This is a genomic window from Acinetobacter sp. YH12058 (assembly GCF_013419805.1).
In the GTDB taxonomy this organism is placed as follows: Bacteria; Pseudomonadota; Gammaproteobacteria; order Pseudomonadales; family Moraxellaceae; genus Acinetobacter; species Acinetobacter towneri.
The window spans coordinates 1-21,074 of sequence record NZ_VOZL01000017.1; the positions used below are offsets into that span (position 1 = coordinate 1).

The 21,074-nt window shown below is 40.9% G+C and carries 23 protein-coding genes and 1 pseudogene; 16 read left to right on the forward strand and 8 right to left on the reverse strand.

Annotation, left to right across the window (positions count from 1 at the left end):
• The 4 genes and pseudogenes from FTU09_RS10170 to FTU09_RS10185 all read left to right on the forward strand — a co-directional run.
• A pseudogene (locus tag FTU09_RS10170) lies at window positions 1-211 on the forward strand (biotin synthase); the annotation flags it as partial.
• 60 nt (window positions 212-271) lie between these two features.
• Complete coding sequence (locus FTU09_RS10175) at window positions 272-958, forward strand: class I SAM-dependent methyltransferase (protein WP_004971520.1); 687 nt, start codon at window positions 272-274, stop codon at window positions 956-958.
• An 82-nt stretch (window positions 959-1,040) separates the two neighbouring features.
• Window positions 1,041-1,838, forward strand: a complete 798-nt coding sequence (locus tag FTU09_RS10180; RefSeq protein ID WP_104851802.1) for a thioesterase family protein — start codon at window positions 1,041-1,043, stop codon at window positions 1,836-1,838.
• 104 nt (window positions 1,839-1,942) lie between these two features.
• Window positions 1,943-2,719: a Rossmann-like and DUF2520 domain-containing protein gene (locus tag FTU09_RS10185; RefSeq protein ID WP_180080208.1), complete on the forward strand. Its 777-nt coding sequence runs from the start codon at window positions 1,943-1,945 to the stop codon at window positions 2,717-2,719.
• A 70-nt stretch (window positions 2,720-2,789) separates the two neighbouring features.
• Here the strand turns inward: FTU09_RS10185 and trmB are convergent, their stop codons facing one another.
• Both trmB and FTU09_RS10195 read right to left on the reverse strand, forming a co-directional pair.
• Window positions 2,790-3,506: a tRNA (guanosine(46)-N7)-methyltransferase TrmB gene (gene trmB / locus FTU09_RS10190; RefSeq protein WP_004971514.1), complete on the reverse strand. Its 717-nt coding sequence runs from the start codon at window positions 3,504-3,506 to the stop codon at window positions 2,790-2,792.
• Between the two features lie 185 nt (window positions 3,507-3,691).
• Window positions 3,692-5,143 carry a SulP family inorganic anion transporter gene (locus tag FTU09_RS10195; protein WP_179989757.1) on the reverse strand — a complete coding sequence of 484 codons (1,452 nt, stop codon included), beginning with the start codon at window positions 5,141-5,143 and terminating at the stop codon, window positions 3,692-3,694.
• A gap of 218 nt (window positions 5,144-5,361) precedes the next feature.
• Here FTU09_RS10195 and FTU09_RS10200 point away from each other — a divergent pair, with 218 nt between their 5' ends.
• Window positions 5,362-5,973: a glutathione binding-like protein gene (locus FTU09_RS10200; RefSeq protein ID WP_131261343.1), complete on the forward strand. Its 612-nt coding sequence runs from the start codon at window positions 5,362-5,364 to the stop codon at window positions 5,971-5,973.
• Window positions 5,974-6,072: 99 nt separating this feature from the next.
• Here FTU09_RS10200 and FTU09_RS10205 read toward each other — a convergent pair whose 3' ends face one another.
• From FTU09_RS10205 to FTU09_RS10225, 5 genes are all read right to left on the reverse strand, one after another.
• Window positions 6,073-6,855 (reverse strand): thiazole synthase, encoded by a 783-nt coding sequence (locus FTU09_RS10205; RefSeq protein WP_004971502.1) that lies wholly within the window; start codon window positions 6,853-6,855, stop codon window positions 6,073-6,075.
• A 13-nt stretch (window positions 6,856-6,868) separates the two neighbouring features.
• The gene (gene thiS / locus FTU09_RS10210; protein ID WP_004971499.1) at window positions 6,869-7,066 is read right to left on the reverse strand and encodes a sulfur carrier protein ThiS; all 198 of its coding nucleotides are present in this window, start codon (window positions 7,064-7,066) and stop codon (window positions 6,869-6,871) included.
• Window positions 7,067-7,108: 42 nt separating this feature from the next.
• The gene (locus FTU09_RS10215; protein ID WP_131261341.1) at window positions 7,109-7,474 is read right to left on the reverse strand and encodes a DUF423 domain-containing protein; all 366 of its coding nucleotides are present in this window, start codon (window positions 7,472-7,474) and stop codon (window positions 7,109-7,111) included.
• Window positions 7,475-7,644: 170 nt separating this feature from the next.
• Complete coding sequence (gene rpoH / locus FTU09_RS10220; RefSeq protein ID WP_004971496.1) at window positions 7,645-8,514, reverse strand: RNA polymerase sigma factor RpoH; 870 nt, start codon at window positions 8,512-8,514, stop codon at window positions 7,645-7,647.
• 165 nt (window positions 8,515-8,679) lie between these two features.
• Window positions 8,680-8,934 carry a sulfurtransferase TusA family protein gene (locus FTU09_RS10225; RefSeq protein ID WP_154320852.1) on the reverse strand — a complete coding sequence of 85 codons (255 nt, stop codon included), beginning with the start codon at window positions 8,932-8,934 and terminating at the stop codon, window positions 8,680-8,682.
• 477 nt (window positions 8,935-9,411) lie between these two features.
• Here FTU09_RS10225 and FTU09_RS10230 point away from each other — a divergent pair, with 477 nt between their 5' ends.
• Window positions 9,412-9,624 (forward strand): cold-shock protein, encoded by a 213-nt coding sequence (locus tag FTU09_RS10230; RefSeq protein WP_004648643.1) that lies wholly within the window; start codon window positions 9,412-9,414, stop codon window positions 9,622-9,624.
• A 111-nt stretch (window positions 9,625-9,735) separates the two neighbouring features.
• Window positions 9,736-10,887, forward strand: a complete 1,152-nt coding sequence (gene rhlB, locus FTU09_RS10235; RefSeq protein WP_004971493.1) for an ATP-dependent RNA helicase RhlB — start codon at window positions 9,736-9,738, stop codon at window positions 10,885-10,887.
• Window positions 10,888-10,996: 109 nt separating this feature from the next.
• Here the strand turns inward: rhlB and FTU09_RS10240 are convergent, their stop codons facing one another.
• Window positions 10,997-11,374, reverse strand: coding sequence for a hypothetical protein (locus FTU09_RS10240; protein WP_004971490.1), 378 nt, complete (start codon window positions 11,372-11,374; stop codon window positions 10,997-10,999).
• Between the two features lie 380 nt (window positions 11,375-11,754).
• Between FTU09_RS10240 and FTU09_RS10245 the strand changes: the two genes are divergently transcribed.
• The 9 genes from FTU09_RS10245 (at window position 11,755) to FTU09_RS10285 (ending at window position 20,953) form a co-directional block, all read left to right on the forward strand.
• Window positions 11,755-12,330: a nitroreductase gene (locus FTU09_RS10245; protein ID WP_096902531.1), complete on the forward strand. Its 576-nt coding sequence runs from the start codon at window positions 11,755-11,757 to the stop codon at window positions 12,328-12,330.
• Between the two features lie 26 nt (window positions 12,331-12,356).
• On the forward strand, window positions 12,357-13,430 hold the full coding sequence (locus tag FTU09_RS10250) for an NAD(P)H-dependent glycerol-3-phosphate dehydrogenase (protein WP_004971486.1): 1,074 nt from the start codon (window positions 12,357-12,359) through the stop codon (window positions 13,428-13,430).
• 154 nt (window positions 13,431-13,584) lie between these two features.
• Window positions 13,585-14,040 (forward strand): histidine phosphatase family protein, encoded by a 456-nt coding sequence (locus tag FTU09_RS10255; RefSeq protein WP_004971483.1) that lies wholly within the window; start codon window positions 13,585-13,587, stop codon window positions 14,038-14,040.
• Between the two features lie 46 nt (window positions 14,041-14,086).
• Complete coding sequence (gspL, locus tag FTU09_RS10260) at window positions 14,087-15,226, forward strand: type II secretion system protein GspL (RefSeq protein ID WP_180038188.1); 1,140 nt, start codon at window positions 14,087-14,089, stop codon at window positions 15,224-15,226.
• Window positions 15,226-15,705, forward strand: a complete 480-nt coding sequence (gene gspM / locus FTU09_RS10265) for a type II secretion system protein GspM (protein ID WP_179988424.1) — start codon at window positions 15,226-15,228, stop codon at window positions 15,703-15,705. Before gspL ends, gspM begins: the two co-directional genes overlap by 1 nt.
• A gap of 111 nt (window positions 15,706-15,816) precedes the next feature.
• Window positions 15,817-16,818 carry a quinone-dependent dihydroorotate dehydrogenase gene (locus FTU09_RS10270; RefSeq protein ID WP_004971477.1) on the forward strand — a complete coding sequence of 334 codons (1,002 nt, stop codon included), beginning with the start codon at window positions 15,817-15,819 and terminating at the stop codon, window positions 16,816-16,818.
• A gap of 3 nt (window positions 16,819-16,821) precedes the next feature.
• The gene (locus FTU09_RS10275; protein ID WP_178865528.1) at window positions 16,822-17,403 is read left to right on the forward strand and encodes a CvpA family protein; all 582 of its coding nucleotides are present in this window, start codon (window positions 16,822-16,824) and stop codon (window positions 17,401-17,403) included.
• Window positions 17,404-17,428: 25 nt separating this feature from the next.
• The gene (gene purF, locus FTU09_RS10280) at window positions 17,429-18,967 is read left to right on the forward strand and encodes an amidophosphoribosyltransferase (RefSeq protein WP_096902526.1); all 1,539 of its coding nucleotides are present in this window, start codon (window positions 17,429-17,431) and stop codon (window positions 18,965-18,967) included.
• Between the two features lie 96 nt (window positions 18,968-19,063).
• Window positions 19,064-20,953, forward strand: a complete 1,890-nt coding sequence (locus FTU09_RS10285; RefSeq protein ID WP_180080211.1) for a M48 family metalloprotease — start codon at window positions 19,064-19,066, stop codon at window positions 20,951-20,953.
• Window positions 20,954-21,074 lie beyond the last annotated feature (121 nt).

A 21,074-nucleotide genomic window follows, 5' to 3' on the forward strand; every position in this document is an offset into this window, starting at 1 on the left:
ATCTGCAGGGCGTGAATCATTATCTGATTCAGATCAGGCGTTGGCATTTATGGCAGGTGCGAACTCGTTATTCTCAGGTGAAAAGCTTTTGACCACACCAAACGCAGGCGAAGGCAAAGACAAACAATTGTTCCAAAAATTAGGCTTAGTGCCTGAACGTGCCAAGCCAACCGTTTCGGAATTGTCGGTAGATGCAATGGCTGTGGCTTAAGCAGATCTTGAAAAAGACTCAGATATTTAATGTCAGTAAATTAAAGAAGAATCATGTGATATGGCAAAAGATTTTCACAGTGCAACTGTGGTTGCAGGCTATGACAGTCATATTCGGAAACTCATTCCCGGATATGAATTGGTACATCAACACATCAATGCAATTTTAAGTAGTCATTTGCCCGAAACAGCACAAGTTTTAGTGGTGGGGTGTGGCACAGGCTATGAGTTGCAGTATTTACTGCAGCAACATCCACAGTGGCAATTTACGGCCATCGACCCATCTTTAAGCATGTTACAGCAGGCAGAAAAAAACATTCAGTCTGTGGCAGGGCATGAGCGAGTACGTTTTATACAGGCAGATACCCACCAATTTGCCCAACAAGCGCAGGTTGAAAATTTGCAGTTTGATGCGGCATTGGCGATTTTGGTGGCGCATTTTGTGCCAGTCGCAGAAAAAACATTATTTTTTCAAGATATTTACCAAACATTAAAACCTACAGCGATTTTATTAAGCTATGATCTGATGCAGCAGACTGAAAATATAGAACTGCGCTGGATGCAGAATTTGGCTTTGGATTGTGGTTTAACTACGACTCAAGCGGAAAAAATGCTTGCACGACTGGCCGATGATTTTCATTTAATTATGGCAGATGCGCAGGCAGCATTGCTTACTCAAGTGGGTTTTCGTCAGTGTAAAACATATTGTCAACTTATGAATTATTATGGTTTTTTTGCAGAGAAATAGTTGATAAATAACATTATTTAGTCAGTAATCTTTGTAGTAAAAGTATCCGCACAAGAAAAGTTAGATCAGGGAAAGAGAAAAAATGTCAGCATATTACACTTTACTCAAACGTGAACAACATGCCGATGGTGGCTGTACTGCGCACTATCGTTGCAACATTCATGCACAAGGCGCGTGGAATCCGCATGAACAACACATGGCACCTGCAACGGGTATTTTGTGTGCAGAACTTGAGCAATTTATGCCGCGTGATGATATGCGAATTGGTCGGGTCGGTTTAGATATTTTTGGCTTAATTGCCTTTGGTGAATTTAGTATCACCACCCGTATGATTCGACCGGGTAAAACCATTGAGCTGATTGAAGCGGAAATGTGTGCTGAAGGAAAAACCTGTATTGTGGCGCGTGCATGGAAAATGAAAACCTCAGATACACGCGCAATTGCAGGATTGGAAGATTTACCGATAGAAAACCCTGAATATTTGCCCGATTGGGATGGCATGCGTTGTTGGCCGGGCGGCTATATTCAAAGCATTGAAACCCGTGCGCATTTAGATCGTCGTGCAGGTAAGGGCATCGTTTGGTTAAGAAACCAATTGGATATGGTTGAAAATCAAAGCACATCTAGTTTTGTGCGTTTATTGGGGATGGTGGATACCGCCAATGGCGTAGTGCCACGTTTAGACCCGAATGCGGGTTGGGGTTTTCCAAATTTAGATTTGCAAATGCATTTACACCGTTTACCGCAAGGCGAATGGCTAGGCTTGGAAGTAACACAACAATATGGTGAAGATGGTATTGGCTTAACGAGTGCAGTTTTGCATGATACTCAAGGGCCATTTGGACGTAGTGAGCAGATTTTAACTTTGCGTCAATTCTAAATCTATTCAATATCAAACAAAAAACATCAGGACGAATTGCTTCGTCCTTTTTTTATTGGCATGCTGTGTGCAGATTATTTCATCTTATTTTATCTGAAAATATTATGCGAATTAGTTTGATTGGTGCAGGGCGCGTTGCACATCATTTGGCTCATGTTTTAAACGCACAGCATCAAATTGTGCAAATTTATAGCCGTAGTCTGGACAAGGCGCAGCATTTGGCTGCGCAGGTTGGCGCAGAAGCGATTGCTGAAGTAGAAAAACTTCATTCAGATCTAGATTTAGTGATTATTGCAGTGAGTGATCAGGGCATTGCACAGGTGATTCAGGAAGTTCATCGTGATTTAAATCATGTGTTGATTGTGCATACCTCAGGCAGTACTAAATTAGATGTATTGCAACAGCATCATGTACGTTCAGGGGTATTTTATCCCTTGCAAACCTTTAGTTTAGAGCGTGAAATTGATTGGTCAGAAACGCCTTTATTTATAGAAGCTGCATTTGCTGAAGATCAGCAGCTTTTAATGACTTTGGCAAATAGCCTAAGCAAAAGGGTTTATGCCTATACTTCAGCACAGCGTTTGAGTTTGCATTTGGCTGCGGTATTTGCCTGTAATTTTAGTAATTATTGTTATGACATGGCCAAGCAAGTGGTCGATGCTCAGAAAGTAGATTTCAGTCTGCTGTATCCTCTTATTTTGGAAACTGCGCATAAAGCAACCCAAAATGATCCGCGTCAAATGCAAACAGGGCCTGCCATGCGGGGCGATCACAATATTTTAAAAATGCATCAGGACTTATTGGCAGTAGGGCAGCAACATGAACTTGCCAAAGTTTATGCGATGATGAGTCAACAGATTTTAAAGCGGCATCAATCTTAGCCATTTGATGAGATAAAACGAGTTCACATAAAAAATGCTTCCCAGTGGAAGCATTCTTTTCTAGCAGAAATTAGTTAATTTTCTTGAAGATAAAATCATTAATCTTATGACCTGCTTCAATTCCGCGACGTTCAAACTTAGTTTGTGGACGCCATTCAGGACGAGGGTAGCTATTGCCTTTACCCGCCAAGTTTTCTAAACGTGGACGGTTGTCCAATACATCCAGCATCCATTCTGCATACGGTTCCCAGTCGGTTGCTGCATGGAACGTACCACCTAACACTAATTTTTGCTCTACCAATTCCATGCGTTCATGAGCAACAAAACGGCGTTTGAAGTGACGTTTTTTCTGCCATGGGTCTGGGAAATATAACTGCACCGTATCAATGCTATTGTCTGGCATTTCACGCAGTACTTGAATTGCATCGGCATCTAAGACACGTAAGTTGCTTAAACCTGCTGTACCTGCTTCATAAACGCACTGTGCAATCCCTGGAATATGGACTTCAATCCCGACAAAGTTACGTTCAGGATTGGCCTGCGCCATAAGTACCAAAGAACGCCCCATCCCAAAACCAATTTCTACTGTAAGCGGGCGTTCAGGGTGTTCAAAATGTTGACGTAAATCGCCAACAGGATATTCCAAAATTAAGTCGCCGTATTGTTCCAAGGCGCTACGTTGTGACGTATTCAATGGTGAAGAACGGCGCATGAACGTTACAATTTCACGATGCTCGTTGAGGTTGTCCAGCTCGACAACGTGCTGGTCTAATTGATCGTTCGACATAATTTTGGCAAATCTAATAAATTCGAATGCGGTATTTTAAGTCCTGAGCCATTGAAGTCAAATTTTTTCGCTCTTTTTCGCAGCGCCGTGCAAGATTGCGATACATCTGCATCTTTTGAGCATAAAAAATGCCGAATCATTAAGATTCAGCATTTAACATCATCAACGGTATTTTAATACAATAATTACGAATGGGTACTGTATTGATCAATTAAGGTATGACTGGCCTCATTCAATCCAATAATATGCACTTTAATTTGTTGGGCTTTAAATTTGTTCACCACGCTATTCAGCATATTTACAGAGGTAATATCCCAAATATGCGCATGCGTTAAGTCGATGGTGACATTGCTAATATCTTCTGAAAAATCAAAAAACTGATAAAACTTTTCTGAACTGCTAAAGAAAATTTGCCCTGAAATCACATATTGGCGGGTATGTTCGCCCAATAAAAACGAACTGACTTTAACTTCACTTTCCAGTTTATTCACCAAAAATAAAGCAGAAAGCAGTACGCCAACAAAAACACCCAAAGCAAGGTTATGGGTAGCTAACACCACAATCACCACAGCTAACATGACTATATTGCTTTGTTTCGGATGCTTTTTAAAATTACGGATGGAATCCCAGTTAAAAGTCGTGAATGACACCATAATCATAATCGCAACCAAGGCTGCTATAGGAATATATGCCAACCAATCTTTGAGAAAAACCACCAAGCACAGCAAAAATACGCCTGCTGTAAGTGTAGATAGCCGTGTACGCGCCCCAGAACTGACGTTGATAATAGATTGCCCAATCATGGCACAGCCTGCCATACCGCCCATAAAGCCACTAACAATATTGGCATAACCCTGACCACGACATTCCTGATGCCGATCTGCTTCTGTGCCTGTGGCTTCATTGACAATCGTAGTGGTCATCATGGTTTCGAGTAAACCGACTGTGGCTAAGGTCATGGCATAAGGAAAAATAATAAATAAAGTTTCAAAATTCAGTGGAATGTCAGGCACTAGAAAAATAGGCAGCGTGTCGGGAAATTGTCCCAAATCGCTTACGGTACGCATATCTGCACCAAGTAATAAAGCAACCACACTCAGCACAATAATGCAGACCAAAGGCGAGGGAATGCTTTTACCAATTTTAGGAATGTATGGAAACAGATAGACTACCGCTAAACCTAATCCTACAAATAAATAGCCTAAGCCATCCATTTTCGATAATTCAGGCAGTTGCGCCACAAAAATTAAAATCGCCAAAGCATTTACAAAGCCATAAACCACCGATTGCGAAACAAAACGCATCAGTTTGGCAACTTTAAAATAACCTGCCACAACCTGAATCAGCCCTGTGAGTACTGTTGCAGCCAATAAATATTGCAAACCATGTTCTTTGACGAGGGTAATCATCAGTAATGCCATAGCGCCTGTCGCGGCAGAAATCATGGCAGTACGCCCACCAAAAAAAGAAATCGTGACCGCAATACAGAACGATGCATATAAGCCGACTTGCGGATCGACGCCTGCTATAGCCGAAAAGGCAATTGATTCAGGAATTAATGCCAAACCCACCACTAAACCTGCCAAAACATCGGTGCGGATATTGGAAAACCATTCTTCTTTTTTCAGGCTAATCACAATCTCAATTTCATGAAACTTTAAAGGGCTGTATGTTAAAACATCTAGAGATAAAAAAGCAGGCAAAACAGACTTGAAAAAGCCTGTCTTTTGCAGGATAGTCAAAGCGTAAGGGCTTTTTAAGACATTTACGCTTTTTTGCAATTTATAGGTTCAATCACTTGCAAGTTTGTGACAAGCGATTTACAACAGAGATAGTTATATAACAAGGATCAAATATGAAGCTTTATTATTCACCTGGCGCATGCTCTTTGGCAGCACATATTATTTTAAATGAAGTGAATGTCGATTTTGATATTGAGCGTGTAGATTTAAAAACCCATAAAACAGAAAAGGGTGCCGATTATTATGAAATTAACCCTAAAGGTTATGTACCTGCTTTAGAAATTAACCCAGGTTTAATTTTGACGGAAAACGTAGCGCTATTGCCATTTTTAGCGCAGCAAGACCCTAAACAGGATTTAATTCCGCCATCTGGTTTAGGTCGTGCTAAAGTATTGGAATGGTTGGGTTATTTAAACTCTGAATTACATGACGCTTACTCAGTATTTTTTGGCGCGCCTTTAGATGCAGAAGCCAAAGAAAAAGCCTATGCAGAAATTGATCGCTTGTTGACTTATATTGATCAAGCGATTGCATCATCAGACCATGAATATTTGGTGGATGATAACTTTGGTCCAGCCGATGCGTATTTGTTTGTTATCACTAATTGGTCAAACTATATTGAGCATGATTTAACTCCGTATAGCCATGTGGTTGAAATCCGTAATAAAGTTGCTGCGCGTCAGTCGGTACAAATTGCTATGCGTGATGAAGGCTTGATTCCTTAATCGGCTTTTACTTGCCAGAATCAGATAATAAAAAAGACGTTGAGTTAACACTTAACGTCTTTTTATTTGAGTTGTCGGACTTGGAAAAGACCCTAATGATTATTTAAAGAAATAACCCGTTTCAGGTGAGCTGGCATTCGCCATACGCTTACGTGGCATACGTCCTGCCAAATAAGCTTCACGTCCTGCTTCTACTGCTTTACGCATCGCAGATGCCATTAGCACTGGGTTTTGTGCTGCTGCAATTGCAGTATTCATCAGCACACCATCGCAACCTAATTCCATTGCAATCGCAGCATCACTGGCAGTACCCACACCTGCATCTACCAATACAGGTACTTTGGCATTTTCTTTAATAATCGAAATGGTATGCGGGTTAAGAATACCTAAGCCTGAACCAATTAAACTACCTAATGGCATAATTGCCACGCAGCCCATACTTTCCAATTCTTGCGCCACAATCGGGTCATCGGAAGTGTAGACCATGATCTCAAAACCATCGTCAATTAGCGTGCGCGCAGCTTTTAAAGTTTCGGTGATATTTGGGTAGAGGGTTTTTTCATCGCCCAAAACTTCTAGTTTGACGAGGTTGTGACCATCTAGCAATTCACGCGCCAACATGCAGGTGCGCACGGCACTGTTGGCATCAAAACAGCCTGCTGTATTTGGCAAAATGGTGTATTTTTCTGGTGGAATTACGGAAAGTAAGTTTGGCTGATCTGGATGTTGCCCAATGTTTACACGACGAATGGCAACCGTAACAATTTCTGCGCCACTGGCTTGAATCGCCAAATCTGTTTCGGTTAAATCTTTGTATTTGCCCGTACCCACCAATAAACGTGAATTAAAGGTACGTGAACCGATTTTAAAGGTATCTTGCATGGGTGCTCCGAGTTTAGCCGCCACCAACGGCATGAATAATTTCAATGCGGTCTTGATCGCAAATAGGGGTTTCGGCAAGTTTGCTTTTGGCAATAATTTTTTCGTTTTGCTCCACAGCAAAACGTTTGCCTTCTAAATCTAATGCCTGAATCAGTTGTAACAGGGTCGTGTGAGTGGTCTGTTGTGCTTCGCCATTCAGATAAATTTGCATGACCGAGAATCCATCTTCAAAATTACAAAATATAATTGAGCTTTATTTGGCATATTTCATGGCTTGCCACGCTAAGCTTAGCCAGCCTGCAATCATGAGTGCTCCACCAATTGGGGTAATCATGCCCAAGCCACGGGCTAAATCCAATGCCATGATATACAGTGAACCGCAGAAAAATAAAATACCCAGTTGAATCAGAATAAAACTGGCTTTAATAGGAAGTTGTGGAATTACTTTGGCCAATATGCCCAATGCTAAAAGTCCAAGGGCATGATAGAAAAAATAATCTGTTGCAGTTTGCCACCAAAGCAATTGCGCTTCAGTTGCACGGGCCTTTAAGCCATGTGCACCAAATGCACCGAGCATGACTGCTATAGCTAAATTCAGGGCAGAAATTGCAATCCACATACGCAAATTGACCTATTTAATTTTGCGCTTAACCTTAGCACATTTTTAGGGGCGGGAAAATCTGAGATTTGCCTGCCTGTATGTAGCTGTACCAATTAAAGACAATAAAAAAGGGCAGTTTGCCCAATTTTATTTTTCGATGTGTCTGCATCAATTTGGAGAATGTCAGTTTAGTTTGATGACATCGCCACTTTAATTTTTTCCATGGCATTTTTTTCGAGCTGACGAATACGTTCTGCCGAAACATTATATTCTGCTGCCAATTCATGCAGGGTCGATTTATCATCATCTAACCAGCGACGCTGCAAAATATTACGTGAACGATCATCCAACTGCTCCATAGCTTCATGTAGGGCAGAAGTGCTTTGTTCTTCGTAGTCTTCGTTTTCGACTAAACGTGCAGGGTCGTAACGGTTATCTTCCAAATACAATGCAGGTGCAACATAAGTTGAACCTTCATCGTCATCATCGCCTTGTGCTTCAAAAGCCGCATCATAAGCGGTTAAACGACCTTCCATTTCCAAGACTTGTTCTGCAGTCACATTTAAGTCATTGGCAATAGATTGTGCTTCTTCGAGCGTCAGTTTTTTGCTAGATTTTTTGAGGCTACGCAAATTAAAGAACAATTTACGCTGCGCCTTGGTGGTGGCAATTTTAACAATACGCCAGTTACGAATCACATATTCGTGAATTTCAGCTTTAATCCAGTGCACGGCAAATGACACCAAACGCACGCCCATATTCGGGTCAAAGCGTTTCACGGCTTTCATTAAGCCCAAGTTGCCTTCCTGAATTAAATCGCCCTGCGGTAAACCATAGCCCGCATAACTTCGTGCAATATGCACCACAAAACGTAAATGCGACATGACCAACATTTTGGCCGCGTCTAAATCTTGATCGTAATAATAACGCTCGGCTAACTCTTTTTCTTGTTCAGCCGTTAAAATAGGAATTTGGTTAACAGTACTAATATAAGCCCCGAGGTTTACCCCTGGTGCAGATAATGACAGGGGCATCAACTGATTGCTGCTGTCACTCATGAGATCTCCTTATAGGATTAGGTAGGTAAAATAACCGATGTCTTTATCTTAATGCCAATATTCTACTTAAATAAGTAAAATTGGTGTAGATATGTAAATCTTTATAGCAATAAGCGGCGAATATTAAGTCATTAAAACAAATGAACAATCAAACAGATACGCTTATTACGATGCTTTTGGCTTGGCAACATCAATCACATAATGAAACTCTGTTGCCGAAATCTGACTTGCTTCACAGCTATATTGATGTAACTGACAATAACGCGCCACATCTTGCTGGCTGTGCGGATCAGATGACTTCAATAAAAACCGTGCAGAATCTGAATGTTTAAGGGCACGTTTCAGCATCAATAAAGGCATAGGACAAGGTTGTCCCATGGCATCAATCACTATGATAGGTTGTTCAGCATCACACAGCATTGAAGTAAAAATTCGCCTTAAAAAACAGAATGATCATACTAGCAAATTCGCTCACAAATCCCAAATAAATTTCATCTGAAGCATCGGGGCTATTCATTGCGCGGCTTACTGCGCATAAGGGCAAGAGAATTGGCTTATTTTGCGAGATATTTGCAATAAAATTTATAGATCAAAATTGTGCTAAGTCACTTAACAGAAATAAAAATTTTCTATTTGTTCAACTCGTTTCAAACTGAACAAGATAAATCAAAAAAAATCTATTAATTGTCATAAAGCCGTGTTAAGCTCGATGCGTATTTAGGATTTTAGATAGACAATCGTTGTTTGTCGCCCTATTACAAATGGATGTAACCGGGATTTTGTTAATAGTTATACAGAATGATTACAAGCTTAGAAATAAAAATATTTTTAAACTTTGTTTGCTCTGCTGTTTGCAACACCGGGTGGTCCTTCTTTTTAATCAATGAGGATTAACTTATGACAGCTCGTGAACAAGGCGTAGTTAAATGGTTCAACGACACTAAAGGCTTTGGCTTTATCCAACGCAATGGCGGCGACGATGTATTCGTTCACTTCCGTGCGATCCAAGGTGACGGCCACCGTTCACTTCGTGACGGCCAACGTGTTGAATTCAGCGTAGTAAAAGGCCAAAAAGGCTTCCAAGCTGAAGAAGTACAGCCATTAGACTAATCACTCGATTATTCTAAAAAAAACGCTCCAATCCTGATTGGGGCGTTTTTTATTTGTATTTCTGTTTATAATAGGTCAGTTTTTTGTCTGTATAAGTTCGAGCACATATTTATGTCATCTGGTTTTGAAACCTTAAATTTACATCCGCAATTGAAACAGGCTATTGATGCTTTGGGTTTCAAGGAAATGACGCCAATTCAGCAAAAGGTTTTAAAGTTTACTTTGGCTGGACATGATGCCATTGGTCGTGCGCAAACAGGTACAGGAAAAACTGCTGCCTTTTTAATTAGTGTGATCAACGATTTATTGAATAACCCAATTCAAGGGCAGCGTTATCGTGGTGAACCACGTGCATTGGTTTTAGCGCCTACGCGTGAATTGGCTTTGCAAATCGAAAGTGATGCAAAAGACTTAACCAAATTTACCGACTTAAATGTGGTGACTTTGTTGGGTGGTGTAGACTTTGATAAGCAAAAGTCACAACTCAATAAAAACTTTGTCGATATTATTGTTGCGACACCAGGGCGCTTGATTGATTTTGTAGAACAAAAAGAAGTTTGGCTAGATCAGATTGAGTTTTTAGTGATTGATGAAGCAGACCGCTTGCTGGATATGGGCTTTATTCCATCGGTAAAACGTATTGTGCGTTATTCACCGCGTAAGGAACAGCGTCAGACGTTAATGTTCTCGGCAACTTTTAGTTATGATGTGTTGAACTTGGCTCAACAGTGGTTATTTGAACCTGTTACAGTCGAAATTGAACCTGAAAAGAAAACCAATGCCGATGTTGAGCAACGGGTATATATGGTTGCCAAAACCGATAAATACAAATTGCTTGAAGAAATTTTACGTGATGAGCCGATTGAAAAAGTCATGATTTTTGCCAATCGGCGTGATCAGGTGCGTAAGCTTTATGATCATTTAAAGCGTGATGGCTATAAAGTGGTGATGTTGTCAGGTGAAATTGCCCAAGACAAACGCTTAAAAATGCTGGATCAGTTTAAAAATGGCAAACATAACATCATGATTGCAACAGACGTTGCAGGGCGTGGTATTCATGTCGATGGTGTTTCGCATGTGGTGAATTTCACTTTGCCTGAACAGTCAGATGATTATGTGCACCGTATTGGTCGTACAGGTCGTGCAGGTACACGTGGTGTGAGTATTAGCTTCTTGTCGGAAGATGATGCGTTCTATTTACCAGAAATTGAAAAAGCCATTGGTCAAAAATTGCCATTAACACGTTTAGATGGTTATTGCTAATTACTCATTTAAGCTATTTTTTAGTTTAAATCCTGCTGTTCTTAGTTTAAAAGTCGCTCTCAGTGGAGCGACTTTTTTGTATTTGCTTCTTATGTCGTGCTGTAATAATTTACTTTGCCTGACATCTAAAGGTCAGCACAGTTTGATAATCATCATCACGGGCAATATCAGTATTACGTCCCGCAATTGTACCTAAAACAGTTGCTGCCGCCTGAATCATTTGTCCCGTTTGCTCATCGACTACACCTTTGAGTGCGCCGTTATAAGATGTTTTTTCATCAACCAAGACTGGAGCGGCACGAGTACCACAGGTTTTATTGGCAGCTGTAATTGCATTATTTTTGGCAATAATATTACTTTTACCTAAACCTGTGACTTCATATAGGTTGTTTTCTTTTTGAATGGCAAGAGAATTATTTGGCGTGGTGGCACATGCGGTTAAAAGTGCAAAAACGGCAAGGCTAGAAAAGGCGACTATTTTTTTCATATCTACCTCGGGGCTAAAACGCTGTAGCGCGTATTGTTTGTTGATGATATTTCAATTCAAATGTGTAGAGATTGAAAATAACAATTTGATCTAGTTGAACATAATCTGGATGGTTTTAGATGTAGACACTGTATAGGCTGTGTTGATAATTCGTCATTCATTTATACACATCAAACCCAATCCATAATGTATTTTCATGCTCTTAAACTATAGATGAATGCGTCAAAGCATCATTGTTTAGATGTGCTGAGCAGGTTCATCTTAAAAGTGCAGACATATAGACCCTAATCAGAATCTTGCAAATAAGCATACGGAAATAGCGCAATTTTTTGAGTTTATGCTAATCTTAACCGAGCTTTTTGAAATAGTTATATAAGTCAATGACGGATACAGCGGTAGAAATCGTTCATCAAAATATTCATCAACGTCAGTCTACGGGGCAGTTAGTTGAACCTGCACCAAATACTGAGCAGCTAGAAATGGCTTTTCAGGCAGCTTTAACCGCACCAGATCATCATCGTTTAAAACCTACGCGCTTTGTGGTGATTACTGCCGAGCAACGTGCAGCATTTGGTGAGTTACTTTCTCAAGCCTTGGCAGACATGGGCGAAACCGATGCGGTTCAGTTGGAGCGAGTGAAACAGCATCCATTTCGTGCGCCACTTTTAGTGTTGGCGTTAACACAATTTCAGGATCATCCAAAAGTGCCACGTTTTGAGCAGACTTTAAGTACAGGCGCTGCGGTACAGAACTTTTTACTGTCTTTGCAGGCGCAGGGCTTTGCCAGTATGTGGCGTAGTGGGGCAGTCGTTGAGTCGAACTTGCTGAAACAAGCTTTAAACTTAAATGCAGATGATTTAATTTCAGGCATTATTTATGTGGGAACAGCGGCTAAAGCCATTCCTGCACGCGCTGAGTTGGATACGCAAGCTTATGTTCGTTATTGGAACGCATAAGTCTTTATTTTTAGGATATAACAATAATGTCAGAGTTAAATTTTGCCGATTTGGTTGAACCTGTTGCAATAGATCGAAAAACTGCGTTACGCATTACAGTGCTAGGTGGTGGCAGTTTTGGTACAGCAATGGCCAATACAGCAGTGCGTAATGGCTGCGACACGATGATTTGGATTCGTGATGAAGCGACTGCCAAAGAAATTAATGAAACGCATATTAATCGACGTTATTTGCCAGATTTTCAGTTGGAGCAGGGTTTAAGAGCCGTTTCAGATTTGGAAACTGCAGTTCGTGACCGTGACATTATTTTAGTGGCTATTCCAAGTCATTCTTTCCGTGATGTGTTGCGTCAAATTAAACCTTTTATTAGTGCGCAAGCAGTGGTGTCTTTAACCAAGGGTATTGAAGCCAAAACCTTTAGTTTTATGAGCGATATTATCCGCGAAGAATTGCCTGAAGTGCCGTATGGCGTATTGTCTGGCCCAAACCTTGCTAAAGAAATTGTGGCGGGGCAGCCTGCAGGTACGGTCATTGCCAGTCATTCTGAATTGGTGCGTTATGCAGTGCAGCAAGCTTTACACAGTGCATTATTCCGTGTTTTTGCCAGCGATGATGTGAATGGTGTGGAATTAGGCGGTGCGCTAAAAAATATTTATGCTGTGGCAATGGGCATGGCAGCCGCTTATAACGTGGGTGAAAATACTAAGAGTATGATTTTAACCCGCGCTTTGGCAGAAATGAGTCGTTTTGCGGTTAAGCTTGGTGCAAATCCATTGACCTTCTTAGGGTTGTCTGGTGTTGGTGACTTATTTGCAACGTGTAGCAGTCCATTGAGTCGTAACTATCAAGTGGGTTATGCATTGGGCAAAGGCAAAACTTTGGAACAAGCCACAGAAGAATTGGGGCAAACAGCCGAAGGGATTAATACCATCGTGCAAGTGCGGGCGCGCTCGAATGAATTAGATGTGTATATGCCAATCACTTGTGCGCTTTATGAAGTGATTTTTGAAGGTGCGCCGCCTATGAATATTGCACTGTCTTTAATGAAAAATGGACATCGCAGTGATGTGGAATTTGTCTTGCCGCATCATCAAGTTTAGTTTTACATCCATAAAACTGCGCCACAGTAGGTAAAAACTTGCGTGGAATATGACAGTTTGGTGAACTGAATTGTCATATTCTCAGGTTATACTGAGCGCATAATTTGAGTTAAATTGACACAACTTAATGTGTATCATCCTATAAGGAAATTCTATGCAACTGACTCTTGTTCGTCATGGTGAAGCCGCTCCTGCGATTATGGGCAATGATCATCAGCGTCCTTTGACTGAGCGTGGTCATATACAAGCACAAGAAACGGCAGATTATTTAAAAAATATCATTCAGCCCGATGTGTTTGTGGTTAGTCCTTTATTGCGTGCACAAGAAACCTTGGCACATTTGCAGCAATATTTTAAAGATGTGCCTGTGGTGGTCTGCAATACCATTAAACCTGAAGATGATGCAAAAGTTGCGGTGGAATGGTTGTCACAATTGCCGTATGAGTCAATTGCGGTGGTGTGTCACATGAATGTGGTGGCACACATGGCAGAAATTTTGACTTCAGAATCTTTCCATCCCTATCATTTGGCAGAAGCACGTATTTATGAGCAGGCAGTAATTGCTGCGGGACTTTCAACCCAAATCAAAAGTTTTATTCCAAACGCATAAAATAAATGTATAAAGTTAAATACAATTCAACGGTAGAACGATAATAATGCTGTATTTATGGATGCCAGAAGCCAATGGGGTTTGGCAATGGTCAAATGGGGAACACTGGACACAGGCAGATAATCTTGATGCCTTGATTCAGGCATTGCAATCTTTTCAAGGAAAAGATGCTGTGGTGTTTTTCCCAAGCCGTGATGTGCAAATCATGCAACAAACTTTGCCTAAAGCTCAATATAAACAATTGGGTACCGATGGTGTGAAGTATTTATTAGAAGAATATACCGTATTGCCAATTGATGCGATGCAGGTGGCTCATCATTTTCAGCCACCTGAGCAAATAACCGTGTTGGGAGTTGCTAAGCATAGTATTGAAACCTATTTGCATGTATTAAGTTTGTTGCCAGTTAAAATCAGTGCATTGTTACCTGACTTTTTAATCTTGCCGCAACCTGATGTAGGGCAAACGGTGATTGGAAATATTTGCGGACGCTTGTTGGTACGTGAAAGTGAATTTTTAGGTTATTCAGTTGATGATCTGGCGCTTTATCTAGATTATCAAACTGCAGAACGAAACTATAAAATCACCAACTTTAGTGCAGAGCAAATACAAAGTATTGAAGCATTTGCAACACAAGAGCAGTTAGAAAGCTTTCATTATGTAGTACCTGCATTGGCGAAAGCCAAACAGCATCCATTCAACATGCTGCCAAAAGCCAAGCAAGATACGGGTATTTCAGGTTATTGGAAAGCCTGTGCAGCAGTGTTGCTCGGGATTTTAATTGTGCAATTTAGCTATGATGCACTGCGCTGGAGCAAGCTTAAAAAAGTAGCAGATCAAACAGCGGTTCAAGCCATAGAACAATATCAATATTGGTTTGGCGCAAACAGCCGTATTACCGAGCAAAATATTCAAAGCCAGTTTGAAAGTCAGGTACGCATGAGTAAAAATGCAGATACTCAAGCGCTGCAATTGCTCAGTCGTGTTGGCCCTGTGTTGATGCAAAATCAAATTGTGGCTAATCGTGTGAGTTTTGATGCCAATATGTTGAACATGGAATTGAATGCTAATTCGGCAGCGACCTTGCAAGCGCTCACTCAGCAATTGAATCAGCAGGGTTTTAAGGTCGAGCTGGGTAATATTCAGCCGAGCGCGTCAGGTGCAGTAGGATTGGTGAAAATACAATAATGAAAGCCATGGAAAAAATGTCGACTTGGTTCGATCAACGTATTGAACTGGTGCAAGATTATTTAGATCGTTTAAATACACGTGAGCGTGTTTTGGTGGTGTTTACCACAATCTTTGTGATCGTTGCTGCGGTGGGTTCTGCATTGTGGTATATGCATGCCGCAGCCGAAAAACAGCAAAAACGGGTGAATGATCTTAAAGATTTGGTGGTGGTGATGCAAAGTCATGCAGTCACCATGAAACCTGCTAATGATGCTCAACTCAGTGCAGCCGATAAAATTCAGCGTGTGGCTCAGCAACAAGGCTTATCGGTTGCTTCGCAGCAAAGTGGTGACAAGATGCAACTTGTAGCGAGTCATGTCAATTATGCCGTGTTGGCAAATTTTTTAACCCAATTGGCGCAAATGGGTTTAAGTATCGAAAAAATGGAATTAATTTCTGAAGCAGGGCAGATTAAATTAACAGCGACAGTCCAGTAAAGGTTAAAAATAAAGTCCGAAACTCGGAAAATAAACCCATGTCAAGCATAGCGTTTTGACTGGGCTAAGCCTATAATATGGCGACTTAGAAAGCAGTAGACTTTTGCAGATATGTTGTATTCTCTAGCCCGCCCGTTGTTATTTTCTTTAGCACCAGAGCGTGCACATGAGCTGACACTATCACTATTGAAATCGAGCCATAAAATGGGCTTGATGCGTCAAAAGACTGTAGCGAAACCTGTGACTTGTATGGGAATTGAATTCCCTAATCCAGTAGGTTTGGCAGCAGGTCTAGACAAAAATGGTGCATATATTGATGCCTTGGCTGGTTTGGGCTTTGGGTTTATTGAAATTGGCACCATTACGCCACGTCCTCAAGCGGGCAATCCGCATCCACGTTTATTCCGTATTCCACAGGCCAAAGCCATTATTAACCGTATGGGTTTTAATAATGATGGGGTCGATCAGCTGATTGAAAACGTCAAAGCGGCAAAATTTAAAGGTATTTTAGGGATTAATATTGGTAAAAATGCCGATACGCCTGTTGAAAATGCGGTAGATGATTATCTGATTTGTCTAGAAAAAGTCTATAACTATGCCTCTTATATTACTGTAAATATTTCATCACCCAATACCAAAAATTTGCGCAGTTTGCAAAGTGGTGATGCGCTGACTGAATTATTGCAAACCCTCAAACAGCGTCAGTTGGAGTTGGCAGAAGAACATCAACATTATGTGCCGTTGGTCTTAAAAGTTGCTCCAGATTTAGACCCTGAAGATATTCAGTTTATTGCCAAGCAATTATTGCAATTCAAAATTGATGGCCTGATTGTGACCAATACCACTTTGTCGCGTGAAGGCGTAGAAAACTTGCCGCATGGCGATGAAGCAGGTGGTTTATCGGGTGCGCCTGTGTTTGAAAAAAGTACTGCATGTTTGGCAGCATTTTCAGCAGCACTGAAAGGTGAAATTCCTTTAATTGGTGTAGGTGGCATTTTATCGGGCGAACAAGCGGTTGCCAAAAAAAATGCAGGTGCAAGCTTGGTTCAGGTGTATAGTGGTTTAATCTATGCAGGTCCTGAGCTGGTTCAAGATTGTGTGAACGCCTTATAACTTATGAATACCATTGATATCGTTATTCTGATTCTCTTGCTTATTGGAGGGTTGAACGGTTTGCGACAAGGATTTATTAAAGCCTTTGCGAACTTGGTAGGATGGATTTTTGCCCTAATTGTTGCGGCAAAATATGCAGTTGTCCTAGCACCTTCGATGACAGCACTCAGTAGCGATCCTGTGGTACAAAAAATTGCAGCCTTTGCATTTATTGTCTTGGTGATTGTGGTACTGACCTGGATTGTAACCGCTGTTTTAAATGGTGTTTTAAAGAGCTTGAAACTTGGCCCATTAAATCGTTTGGCAGGCGGTGCATTTGGTACCTTGAAAGGCTTACTCATTGTTCTTATTACCATTCAAGGCATTGGTCCTTGGGTCGAAAGCTCGCCTTATTGGAAACAGTCTAAATTTGTGCAAACTTTATTGCCGTATGCACCGTGGGCAACAGAACTCTCCAAAGACGCTGCCAATGAGGCTTTACAGCACATCAAGTCGAAAGATGCCGCGTCATCTTCCGACATCGCATCTGACGCAAAAGAAAATCGCTCTGGCGCAGATGGCTCAACGAATAATCCTTTTTATTAATCCCTAGCTGGTCTGCGAGGTTGCTATGTGTGGAGTTGTTGGTATAGCTGGTAAATCACCTGTTAACCAAATGTTGTTTGATGCATTAACGATGTTACAACATCGTGGACAGGATGCAGCTGGGATCGTAACTTGCCACAATGGACGTTTGTTCTTGCGTAAAGATAACGGTATGGTGCGTGATGTATTCCATACGCGTCACATGCGTGCGTTGCAAGGTAATTATGGTATTGGGCACGTGCGTTATCCAACTGCAGGTTCATCTAGCAGTGCCGAAGCGCAGCCATTTTATGTGAACTCGCCGTACGGGATTACTTTGGCACACAATGGCAATTTGACAAATGCCGAAGAAATTCACGAAGATCTGTTTAAAACAGATTTACGTCACATGAACACCGATTCTGATTCAGAAGTGTTATTGAACGTATTTGCACATGAATTGCAAAAACGTGGCAAATTAAACCCAACTTCAGAAGATATTTTTCATGTGATCAGCCGTGTGCATGAGCGCTGCAAAGGTGCTTATGGCGTTGTTGCAATGATTACAGGTCAAGGATTGGTTGGCTTCCGCGACCCGAATGGTATTCGTCCATTGATTTATGGTTCGCGTGAAACTGAACAGGGCATGGAATATATTATTGCATCAGAATCAGTTGCAATTACCGCACTTGGCTTTAAAGTTGAGCGTGATATTGCGCCAGGCGAAGCAATTTTTATTAATGATGCAGGTGAATTGTTTACCCAGCAATGTGCAGCTAAACCTGAATATCGCCCATGTATTTTTGAATATGTATATTTTGCTCGTCCAGATGCGACCATTGATGGTATTTCAGTGTACAAAGCGCGTTTGAAAATGGGCGAAAAACTGGCGCATAAAATTACCCAAGAGTGGGGCGAGCAGCACGATATTGATGTCGTTATTCCAATTCCAGATACATCGCGTACTTCAGCTTTAGAATTGGCAAATACTTTAGGGGTTAAATTCCGTGAAGGTTTTATGAAAAACCGTTATATCGGACGTACCTTTATTATGCCAGGTCAGCAATTGCGTAAAAAATCAGTACGCCAAAAACTCAACCCTGTAGAGCTTGAGTTTAAAGGCAAAAATGTACTGTTGGTGGATGACTCGATTGTCCGTGGTACGACCTGTAACGAAATTATTCAAATGGCACGTGATGCAGGTGCGAAAAAAGTATTCTTTGCTTCTGCAGCGCCAATGGTGAAATATCCAAACGTGTATGGTATTGATATGCCAGCCAAAGATGAATTAATCGCGTCTAACCGTAATGTCGAAGAAATTCGTGAAATTATTGGTGCAGACCGTTTAATTTTCCAAGATTTAGAAGATTTAAAACAAGCGGTTCGTACCCATAAAGTGCCGCATTTAACTGAATTTGATTGTTCAGTATTTGATGGTGTGTATGTGGCTGGTGGAATTGACGAAGCTTATCTGAATGATCTTGAGCAAAAGCGTAACGACTTGGCTAAAAAAGGCAAAGATGGTTATATTGATGTCAATATTGATGCCGCGTCAGTAGACTTAACTGGTGTAAAAGAGAGTTAATTCTTTTTCTGATCAGCTCAGTGAGAAAAGCGGGAAATTCCCGCTTTTTTCATTTATGATGGTGGCTCAAATACAATGTAATTCAGGATGTTTACATTGAGGTCTGTGAGTAGTTACTTGATTAAAAACAAAAATATGATTTGGTCTGCAATTTTATGTTTGGTTGCAGTCGCTTTGACTCTGTTTATCTTAAACACAGTTTTGGGTCTGTTGGTTTATTATGTCGATTCAAGCCAATCCATCTATTGGCACAGTCTAAGTCCATACTGGATTACGGTCTTGGTGTTGATTATGACTGTATCCGTTATTTTGGAATTTTACGTTTTTCGCTCAGGCGGTCATTCTTTGGCAAAACAATTGGGTGCGCGTCGTTTAACCCAGTTTGAAAGTACCCCAGAAGAAAGTGCCGCACTTAAACTGACCGAACAATTGGCAGATACCTTTCAAATTCCAGTACCTACTGTATATGTATTGCCCGATGAAATTGGAGTGAATGCCCTCACTGCAGGCTTTAGTCATAAAGACATTGTGATTATTTTGACTTGGGGCGCTTTGCAAAATTTGGATGAGCAAGAGCTTTATGGACTACTCAGCCATGAGTTTAACCATATTTTAAGTGGTGAAACCATTGATAATACTAAGCTTAAAATCCTCTACAGTAGCCTAACCACGTTTAGTAAGTGGGGCAGTAGCATCGCCAAACTTGGCTTTGGACAACATCGTGATGCACCGCCACATAAGTTAGCGACTTTTTTTGTTGCTGTAGGTGGTGGTATCTGGTTGTTTGGTAGCTTGGGCGTGTTGATTACCCGCTTAATTAAATATATTAGTCTAAGCGGACGTACCTTTAAAAATGATTTAAAAACCAAACGTTTGATTCAAAATAATGCCAATATTCAAACTTTGCTGCGAATTTATGTGCATCATGCAGGGTCGCAAATTCATAGTGAATATTCAGAATCTATTTCCCACATGTGCTTTGCTAACTCGCTCAGTCCGCAAAGCTGGATGAACATTCATCCAAGTATTGAAGCCCGTATTTTTGAGCTTGATCCAACCTTGGTACAAGACTTACAGCTAGAAAATTTGAAGCGTTTACGCAATCAGCCTTTGTTTAGCCTATTTCGCTCGTTAGAAGAAATGAATGCTGAATATTATGCGCCGTGGAGTTCACCACAACCTTTGCCTTTGCTGCGCTTATCGCCAATTAGCTTTGCAATTAATGATGCAATTAAGCCCCTCAAGCCTGAAATTCGTAATAACATGCCGCGCCCAGAGTTGATTCAGCGTGCCTTACAAACGGCAACGGGTTCGCGTGAGGTGATTGTTGCTATTTTAATGATTCGCCAATATCGTGAATTTATTCCTGCTGAAGCAGAAGTCAGCCGTGCAATTGTAGATGCTTTATTAAATTTGGATGGGCGAGTACATATCTCGATTTTCCATGAAGCATGTAAAAATATTGGTGGTATGCCGCTGAGTATCGCACGGCAGTTTTTAACCAAATTGGCAAAAATCATTCAGGAAGATGGTGAAATTGGTTTGTTAGATGCTTTGCTGCTTGAACGAATCAAGTTTGAATTAAACTTACTGCCTTTACATACACCTGCAGCGTTACACGAAGTTAAACCGCAAATTGTACGTTTAATCGATGCTTTATTGCATGTGCAGCAAATTAATAGTGTTAATCAGTTAGATGTACGTGAACGTATTTTAGAACGTGTTTTAACTGCAGATGAATTGATTGATTATGAAGAAATTTCAGATGAACCGATTGATTTATCAGAAATTTTAAATGATATGGCAGGTTTGCTGTTGCGTGATCGACTGATGGTGTTAGGCATTGCTGAAATTTGTTTGTGGAATGACCGTATTATCACCCAAGATGAATTGGATGTTTTGGAGTTGCTCTATTGGCGTTTAGGTTTTAAAACCGAAGAAATTGTCGAGCAAATGCAAAAACAAAACAGTTTGATGATTGTGTGACACTGATTGACTAGGTGTGTTTAAAGCAAGTTTTCTGGATCATCTAAATAGATCAGATTGGGTTAAAGAAAGCACAGCATTGTGCAGCCTTTCTAGGTAGAATAGGTGCTATCTTGCATGT